This is a genomic window from Muricoccus vinaceus (assembly GCF_042433125.1).
Taxonomy (GTDB): Bacteria; Pseudomonadota; Alphaproteobacteria; order Acetobacterales; family Acetobacteraceae; genus Roseomonas; species Roseomonas vinacea.
The window spans coordinates 24406-32596 of sequence record NZ_JBHLVZ010000059.1; the positions used below are offsets into that span (position 1 = coordinate 24406).

At 63.0% G+C, this 8191-nt stretch carries 7 protein-coding genes; 3 read left to right on the plus strand and 4 right to left on the minus strand.

Annotated features, from left to right (window positions below):
- Position 1: 1 nt before the first annotated feature.
- Positions 2-1183, minus strand: a complete 1182-nt coding sequence (locus tag ACFFIC_RS17285; RefSeq protein WP_377052579.1) for a hypothetical protein — start codon at positions 1181-1183, stop codon at positions 2-4.
- A 66-nt stretch (positions 1184-1249) separates the two neighbouring features.
- Complete coding sequence (locus tag ACFFIC_RS17290) at positions 1250-2047, minus strand: hypothetical protein (RefSeq protein ID WP_377052581.1); 798 nt, start codon at positions 2045-2047, stop codon at positions 1250-1252.
- Positions 2048-2451: 404 nt separating this feature from the next.
- On the opposite strand from ACFFIC_RS17290, the gene ACFFIC_RS17295 reads away from it, so the two are divergent.
- From ACFFIC_RS17295 to ACFFIC_RS17305, 3 genes are all read left to right on the plus strand, one after another.
- Entirely contained in the window at positions 2452-3741 is a 1290-nt protein-coding gene (locus tag ACFFIC_RS17295; RefSeq protein ID WP_377052583.1) for an FIST C-terminal domain-containing protein, read from the plus strand.
- The gene (locus ACFFIC_RS17300; RefSeq protein ID WP_377052585.1) at positions 3741-4847 is read left to right on the plus strand and encodes a hypothetical protein; all 1107 of its coding nucleotides are present in this window, start codon (positions 3741-3743) and stop codon (positions 4845-4847) included. The genes ACFFIC_RS17295 and ACFFIC_RS17300 overlap by 1 nt, the downstream gene beginning before the upstream one ends.
- A 145-nt stretch (positions 4848-4992) precedes the next feature.
- On the plus strand, positions 4993-5361 hold the full coding sequence (locus ACFFIC_RS17305; protein ID WP_377052587.1) for a hypothetical protein: 369 nt from the start codon (positions 4993-4995) through the stop codon (positions 5359-5361).
- 437 nt (positions 5362-5798) lie between these two features.
- Here ACFFIC_RS17305 and ACFFIC_RS17310 read toward each other — a convergent pair whose 3' ends face one another.
- Positions 5799-6302 carry a hypothetical protein gene (locus tag ACFFIC_RS17310; RefSeq protein WP_377052589.1) on the minus strand — a complete coding sequence of 168 codons (504 nt, stop codon included), beginning with the start codon at positions 6300-6302 and terminating at the stop codon, positions 5799-5801.
- 344 nt (positions 6303-6646) lie between these two features.
- Positions 6647-7990: an IS1380 family transposase gene (locus ACFFIC_RS17315; protein WP_377052591.1), complete on the minus strand. Its 1344-nt coding sequence runs from the start codon at positions 7988-7990 to the stop codon at positions 6647-6649.
- Between the last annotated feature and the right edge of the window lie 201 nt (positions 7991-8191).

An 8191-nucleotide genomic window follows, 5' to 3' on the forward strand; every position in this document is an offset into this window, starting at 1 on the left:
CTCAGCCCCCTTGCATCGAGGAGACCAGGGCGTCGATATCGGATGGCATGCCGTCCTGGCGCCCCTCGCTCCCGTCCGCTCGACGCCACACCAACGTCGGTGTCCCCCGAAGGCCGATGGACTGTGCCGCCTCCATGTTGCCCTGCAGCCGCGCTGCCGCATCCGGAGTCGGAGGGGTGCGGAGATCGCCGCGGCTCCATGCTTGCACCATTTGATCGGCGGGGCGGCTCAGCATCGCCAGACTGTCGGACGTGCTGCGCCCGGCATTCTGGTGGTCGAGGATGGCGATCGGCACCACGGAGACCCGCACCCTGCCACTGGCGACCAGTGGCTGCAGGCGTTGCATGGCCTGCACCGAGTACCCGCACTGCGGGTCGGCAAACATCCAGACGTGGGGCGCTGACGGATTGCCTACGGACCCGGCCGCAGTGCGTTCGGCGATCGCCAGTGCCCACCGCGACGGTACAGCGGCGGCGACGCGGACTGTTGTCGGGGCGGCTGGACGAGCGGTCGTGGCGGCGGCCGGGGCTGCCGTGCTGGGAACGTCGCCGATGGTGACCGTGGGAATGGCGCCCTCGATCGCCGAGACCTGCTCGCGCGTGAGGTTCTTGCCAGTGGCGTCCCACATCACCCCGGGGATCACCCGCTCTCCATTGGGCGCGGCGTAGAAGACCTGAAAGGCGTCCCCACTGCGGACGAGGAAGCCCAGCAGGCCGTGCCGCTCTCCGAGCTCGGTTACGCCGGCACCGCCGACCTCGCGCAAGCGGGCGACCGACAGATCCGCAGGGATGCCCGCGACCATCGCCTCACCTGACGGGGCGACGCTGAGCAGCATGAATTCGGCTCCTGAGCGCGCCACCACCATCCGAAGGCCACCGCGCTCACCCAGTTCCTGGATCGAAGCGCCGGACGCAGCGACGTGCCGCAATACTGGCACCTCTGGCGGCGGCGGGGGGGCGGCTTCAGCCCGCGGCGGCTGAGCCGCCGGCGCTGCAGCAGCTTCGGCGCTCGATGAGGGACCGACGACCTGCACTGTTCCCTGGACTGGCCGTGGTAGGGCGAGCAGGGGCGGCGCCGCAGCGGCCGGTGGTCCCTCCATCGACACCGACATGCCGCAGAGAGGGTTCGCCATCACGTAGGCGGGCAGCGACGCGATGCACGTCGCAAGAAGAATACGCTTCATGAGCTTCGTCCAATCCCTGACGACGCCATGTTGCCGGTCGGTGGCGCGAACGGCGCGCCACACGCTTCAGATGGCTGGATGGAGCAGCAGGGCATCGCAGAGCTTCAGACCAAGGATGACGACGAACGTCGAGATCGCTGCTTCGGGATCTTGCCGCGCCAATGCAGCGATGATGCCGGCCAACGCGAGCAACTCGGCGATGCCAAGAAAGTCTTGGTGAGCAAGCTGGTTAAGCTGCGCTGCTAACCACTCCTCCCCCTCGAGGTACTCTGCCTCCCCTGGCACCTCGCACACGGAAGTATAAACGTGACTTTCGGCGGCGGTGGCCAGCGATACCAGTAACAACTCACGCTTGCCGAGGTATGCAACGATCGAGGACGTGAGCGCACGCAGGTCATCGCTCTCGAGCCATAGGGAGGCTCCATCTTCCTCGTCGCGTGGGGCCACCGCTTGGTAGTGCGCCAGCACCTCGTCGGCGAACGCTGCCATTAGCAGCAGGTGCTCCTCCGCCGCTTCGTCACGAAAGCGAGGCAGGAAGTGCGCTAGCGTCGATGCCTTAAGGCCGATGCCCACACGAGACGCAGCTCTTGCAGACCCCAACTCAAGCAAAGCCTTGAAGACACCTACGGCTGATCGAGCACACTCTTGCTCAACCCGCTCGCAAATGACGATATCACCTCGGCCACTTGCCTCCGTTACCAGTCGAGTGATGGTCTGGAAGTGGCCATCTAGCAGCCGAACCCTGTTGCAAGCGTCTGCAACCTTCCGATCGAGATCCTCGAGACCGTAGAGCCCACAGACTATGATCTGCGACGCCGCGCAGGGCTGTGTCGGGGTGCCTGGTGGGCTGCTCGACAGGTGCATGTGCCGTCTTCCTTATCAGAGCAGCGTCTTAGGCAACGCCGACACGCACATGCTGTGGATGAACTACAGGCAGACCATGCTGCTCAGCGGTGATCCCCAAGGATCCGAAGGGAATGGTACTGCGAGCAGACGTGGTCGGGGTATGACAACCGGGGCGGTAACTCGCACGCTTCCCAGCATCCGTGATTTTTAGTAGTTTTTCACTGATGTTCAGTGTTAACATGCCATGTACCTTGGTCTGCTCTGGGGAAGCAACGCGCCGGTCTCGGTGCGAATGACTACCTCAGTGCGGAACCAACAGGCAACAGTTAATGGAAACTTGAGCTTTGCGTGAAAAAGAGCATCCTTATCACAGGTTGATAACCTAGTATCAAAAATAGGACGTTGAGAAGGGTATGTGCCCCGTGGATCACATTCGGGAAGTGGAGGAACCCACTGAAAAGTCCGCAGGCGGGCGGTTCAGGCCTCCTGAACAAGACCCAAAGAACGGTGGCATCGTCATCGTCAGTGCACGGGGAGCTTCGACGCATGCTGTGACACTCAGTTGCTGCGAACAACTACGCCGCGCAACGCCGATGTGTCCTTCCATCCTTCTCGTCTTCGGCGGCGGCAAGCATACGCCGGAAGTCATCCTGGAAACGATCGCTGGTTTGTATCCGCAAAGCTGTGTCGTTGGCGGTGCATGTGCCGGCATCATCGTCACAGAAGGCAGTAGTTGCGCTGGTTCAGAGATCGGCATGGTTGCATTTCTTGCAGAAGATATCTCGCCAAAGGCGTATTGTGTTGACATGCTCGCGCACGGCGATCTCGAAGCCGGGCATCAGCTTGGGCGACTTATTCGCGACCAGCACGCTCCCAACGCAGCGGTGCTGGTGCTCTACGATAGCGTACTCTCCTTCGAGCCGCGGCAGCTGCACTCGGCTGGATACCTGATGCAGGGGTTCCAGACCGAGTGGCCCGGCGCCATGGCCGCAATGGGCGGAGGCCTTTTGACGGACCTCAACCTGACGGATGGCTGGATTCTGCTGAACGGTGAAGTGAGGCGTCACGCTGCATTGGCTCTGGTGTTCCCTGGCAGCGTGACTGGTGATGCCATCATCCTGCGTGCTGCCCGGCCTATCAGTTCCTTCATGGCCGTCACCCACATCGAGGGTGCCGAGATTTTCACCTTGGACGGTCGACGCGCACTCGATGTCGTGGAGGAACATCTCGACGCACCGCTGACCGACACCGCCGGGCATCCGAGCAGGATCATGACGCTCGGGTTGAAGTTGGGCGAGCAATGGGAAAGTGGCACGCCGGACGACTACGTGAACCGCCTGATTGTCACTGCGGACCGTGAGAAAGGCAGCGTAACCCTGTTCGAGCCTGATTTCTACGAGGGTGCTCTCGTGCAACTCATGCAGAACGACCCGACGATCATGCTGGATATGGCGCGAAGCCGCGTCGCCGGAGCAACGGTTAGCCGTGAAGGTGGACCTCAACCGTTCCTGCGTTTGTACATCGACTGCGCCGGACGAGCGAGCGCGATGAGTGGGGCGCCGGTGGAAGAGGCGGACGTCGTGACCGAGGCGCTGCCGGATGAGACATCCTTCCTCGGCTTCTACTCGGGCGTCGAGATTGCGCCGCTCGGCGGTAGAAGTCGTCCGCTAGACTGGACTGGAGTTCTGGCAACCTACTCGAGGGTGGGCTGATGAACACACCTGTCCGCGCCGTGGCCGAGAAGGAACTCATCTACTATCGGCGGATGTGCAACGAGCTGGGGAAAGATCTTCAGCGGGTCCAAGACGAGAACGAGCGTCTTGTTCGCGAACTCCGACGATACCAGTCGCAGAGCCGATTGGATCGGGAACTGTCGCATGTGACGGGAGCCGCCCCGGATATGCCCAAAATGGCTGCGCTTGTGCTCGACGCAGTTATTGAGCACTCCCTTTGCGCAAGGGCCATGATTCTCCAAGAGCGCGAAGATCATGCGGGATGCTTCGGCATCCTTGCTGCAGCGGGTTGTCGAGACATACTGGTGAAGCCTACTGCTGCCCTCGAGGGAGCTCCGGCGTTCGGCCATTCGTTCGAAGGTGAGCACTTCCCTTCCGGAGATGCCGTGTTTTTCAGGTCAGTCGGCAAACTCATCGGATCGACCCATTTGATCTGGAACTATGACGCCGATAGTGGCTTCGCGATCCTAATGGCTGGGGCACTCGGTCCCGCTGATGCCATGTTTCGGCAACAAGGAGATGATCTGAGCTATACAGCTCTCGCCCGGTTGGTGGACGGCTATTGGCGTTTGCAAGCCCGACGGCCGGCGAACGAGATCCCAGAGATCAGTGAGCTCTCTCCGCGCATCGAAGCAGTACCCGCGCCAACACGGGATACGAGCCCGCAGCTTGACCGTGCACGGCCGACGATCCGTGAGTACGAGATCGCGAGTTCCATAGCGAAAGGAGGCGCAATCCAGCAGGTTGCCGTCCTGATGCGTGACGACGGTGAGTATGAACTGTTCATACGCCCGAGCTGGAGCACTGGCTTCCGTCAGATGCTGACGTTCCGCGGACACGCGGAGAAGGTTTACAAGGACGTCAACCGGCTACTCGGTTACGTCCGCACGGCCTGCCGGCACGATGGGAGCATCGTTTTCTATGCGGCTGGATCAGAGCAGTTCGAGGCACTCAAGCCGGCAGCACCGACGTCGCTACCGAACGATCGTACGCAAGAGGCATCGGCATATGATGACGCCGACGGTACTTTAGCGTCGAGCATACCTTTGAAGCGGAGTGGAACCACAGATGAAAACCGGAACTAACTGTGGACGGCTCTCAAGCTTACTCCTGCTTTGTCTTGCTTTGACAGCTTGTCAGATGAGTAGTCCATCGGTCCCGCTCGCCACTGGCGTCCAGCCGGGCCGAATGGCAACGGGACGCGAGGGCCTTACTCCGGCTGCTGCCGCCATGATCGACTTCGCTGTGGACCGCTACACCTTCGCTTCGGGCCGGCAAGGAATGGCAGGTGTCATCGCAGCAATCGACGAGTGCTACCTGTCGGCTATTGCACCGGGCAAGCGTCCACAGGACGTCAGGAATTGTCTCGTCCTGGATATGCTGGCCTTCCGCATAGATCAGCATGTTTCCGGCGGCCCTCCAGGAAACGATCGTCAGCTTCCCTTTTTTCAGCGGGCGCGAGCCGCTCAGCGGTGGGAGCGCTATGCACCACTCGGCAATTTGCGACCTGGGGAGGATGCTGCGAGCTTCATGATGAACGGGTCCGATGCGGCTGCCTTTGAACTCGAGCGCCGGCGCCGTGCACCCAGAATGTCATGATGTGTGTACGAACGCGGTTGGCGCATGTGATAGCAGCTGTGCTGCTTGTGGCCTTCTCTAGTGATGCGTCGGCGCAACTGGCCATCGGTCGCCCAGTCCCCGACGCCGTGAACGCGCCCGGCCTGCGGTGCTGGGGCATCCGGGGCGGCCCGTCCGCTCAAACATTCGTCTTCCAGGAGCCAACGACCTCCGCTCAACGCATGGGCTACGTCTCCTCCTGGGTGGCCGTGACGGGACCAGCCCGCAACGGCTTCCTGCCAGTTGAGACCCCTACAGGTCCTCGCGGTTGGGTACTGCAGGAGACCGTGGAGCGCGATACCTGGATCAACATGAAATGCGTTGCACGACGTGGACCAAACGGGCGTGTCGTTTTCATCTACGGAGGCACGCCGCCAGGCCGCTAACAACTGGTCCGCTTCCGTTTTCCTGGCAGCCGATCAGTGCTTGTGGTTGTCACTCGCTGCTTGCCTTGAGAGAGCCACGACGTGGTCGTGGAAGAAGGCGATCAGCGCGTTGTGCAAATCCGCCGCCTTCTGCAGCAAGCCGACGCTGCGTTCGTAGAAGGGAGCGCGACCCTGCTTTTGCGTGGCATCATCGTGGTAGTTCACCGTGTGCCGCCACACCGTGCGTAGGGGCTCCATGATCTCGTCCATCTGAGCCTCAAGGGCTGGCCTTTTGCCGCCGATTGCGCGGAAGCCCTCACAGGTGGTGAACAACGCAGCGAGCCACATCGGAAGGAAAGCTTGATACCTCGCGAACGGGACCTCACGCTCGCTGGCCTTAGCATTCCTGGTAGCGCGCTCGGCCTCCTCAACCATTTCAAACGCGCGCCGGGCCACGGAGAAGTAGTTCCAGTAAAGAGCGAGCACGGGGTCGTTGCCGGTGTTCGGATCCTCCCTGCGCTGAGCACTACTCGGCGTGGACACGCGCTTTCTGGGCACTTGCAACTCCTATGCAGGCACGAACTCTGGCCTCCCTAGAGCATTCAGACCAAGCCGAACTAGCCAAAATCCGAGGGAGCGTATGCCTGTCGGTCCGAGATCGGCATGTCAGGTTGCAGGAGTGCAGATCGGCTGTGCGATTCTGAACACCTTCAAGGTTTCTGGTGTGCCTGACGCCGTTGCTAGCCCGTCCTATTCACCAGCTGAGAGCAGCAGGGACGGGGTGGGTCTGAACTGAGCACCAGGCATGCGCACGCATCCGCCTGTGAAGGCGTGAGCGGGATCGGGCATGCGGCGCTGGGGGTTGGAGGACGAGGGGCTCGACGGGGCATCCGCCCCGACCGTCAGGGTCCGGCGGGTAGCAGGCTGCGGGCGAGGCCGCGGAAGAGCACGGCGTGCGGGCATGCGGCAGCGAAGGCGATGCGGACCCGGCTGGCGGTCTCGATGACGCGGCCCGCAATCTTCAGCAGGTGCAGGCGGAGGGTGGCGAACTCGGCACTGGCCAGCGGGTGCGGCTTGGGGATGCGGTCGCGGAGCGTCAGCATCAGCCAGTAGGCGGCCGTGTGCAGGATGAGGCGGAGCTGGTTGGCCAGGGGCGACCGGCAGGAGGTACGGTCGGAGGCGAGCTGTGTCTTGTGCAGCTTGATGAGGTTCTCCGCCTGTCCCCTGGCGCAGTAGAGGCTGTCGTAGATCCATTCGGCACTGCCTCGGGCGAAGCTGGTCACCACGAAGCGGATGTCGAGCCCCAGGGTGCTGGCCTCGATGCGCGCGACCACCCGGCGCTTGGCGGACCACGACCGGGCGCCGTAGGAGGTTTCGGCGTAGCGGCGCAGCACCGGGACGCCCTCCTCGGCACGGCGGGTCCGGACATCATCGGCGGCTTTCTCGACGAGGCCGCGCAGGGTGGCGTTGGTCGGCAGGCCAAAGACGAAGTTGATGCCCTCGGCCTCGCAGAAGGCCATCACCTCCGGGCGGCCGTAATGGCCATCGCCGCGCAGGGTGATGTGCGTCCTCGGCCAGTGGCGCCGGATCTGCCGCAGCAGGCGGCGCAGATGGCCTCGGACCTCCGTGCCGGAGGGCGTCTTGCCCGGCCGGAGCAGCACCGCCACCGGGCGGGAGACCGCGGTGTCGTAGACATGGATCGGCAGGAAGCAGCGCTCGTCGTAATGGGCGTTGAACAGCGACAGCTGCTGACGCCCATGCACCACGTCCACGGTGTCGTCGATGTCGAGCGTCACGGCCGCGGGTGGGCGGGCATAGCTGGCACAGTAGACGTCCACCATGGCCCGCATCAGCCGGACCACCTCGCGCAGGGAGGGCGCGTTCTCCCAGCGCGACATGGTCGGCTGCGAGCAGAGGTCCCGGCCTGTGTCCGGCAGCCGCCCACAGGCCAGCTTGAAGCCGGGATCCTGGCGCAGGTGGTCGAGGTCGTCGGCATCCTCGTAGCCACAGGCGATGGCCAGGATGCGAGCCCGCAGGATATCGGCCAGCGGGTGGATCACGCGCGATGGGTCGCGTGGATCGGCAATCAGCGAAGCGAGCCGGTCGCAGAGGCCAAGGCGGCGCTCGGCCGCGGCCAACAGCAGTACTCCGCCGTCCGAGGTCAGACGTCCGCCGTCGAAGGCGGCACTCAGCCTCTTGCGGCCAACCGCTGGAAAGCCGAACGCCTCGGTCGTATCGTCGTCCATGGCGGGTGTGGCACAGCCTGTGAGGGTTTCGGTTTGGTCTCGACACCCAAATCCGTAAACTTGGCCAGTAACTTACGCCACATCCGCCAGCCAAAACCTGAGCCCCGGTGAATAAGATGGGCTAGCAACTGATTGGAAGGCATTGTCACGTTGTTTGGGGACCGAGCAAGTTTGACCGCGAGGCGGAGTTTGCGTGACCTT

What these genes read in the sequence shown, in the direction of transcription:
- ACFFIC_RS17315 (WP_377052591.1), bottom strand. Translation starts at nt 7,990, where the DNA reads ATGGACGACGATACGACCGAGGCGTTCGGCTTTCCAGCGGTTGGCCGC.
- ACFFIC_RS17300 (WP_377052585.1), top strand. Translation starts at nt 3,741, where the DNA reads ATGAACACACCTGTCCGCGCCGTGGCCGAGAAGGAACTCATCTACTAT.
- ACFFIC_RS17305 (WP_377052587.1), top strand. Translation starts at nt 4,993, where the DNA reads ATGATCGACTTCGCTGTGGACCGCTACACCTTCGCTTCGGGCCGGCAA.
- ACFFIC_RS17290 (WP_377052581.1), bottom strand. Translation starts at nt 2,047, where the DNA reads ATGCACCTGTCGAGCAGCCCACCAGGCACCCCGACACAGCCCTGCGCG.
- ACFFIC_RS17285 (WP_377052579.1), bottom strand. Translation starts at nt 1,183, where the DNA reads ATGAAGCGTATTCTTCTTGCGACGTGCATCGCGTCGCTGCCCGCCTAC.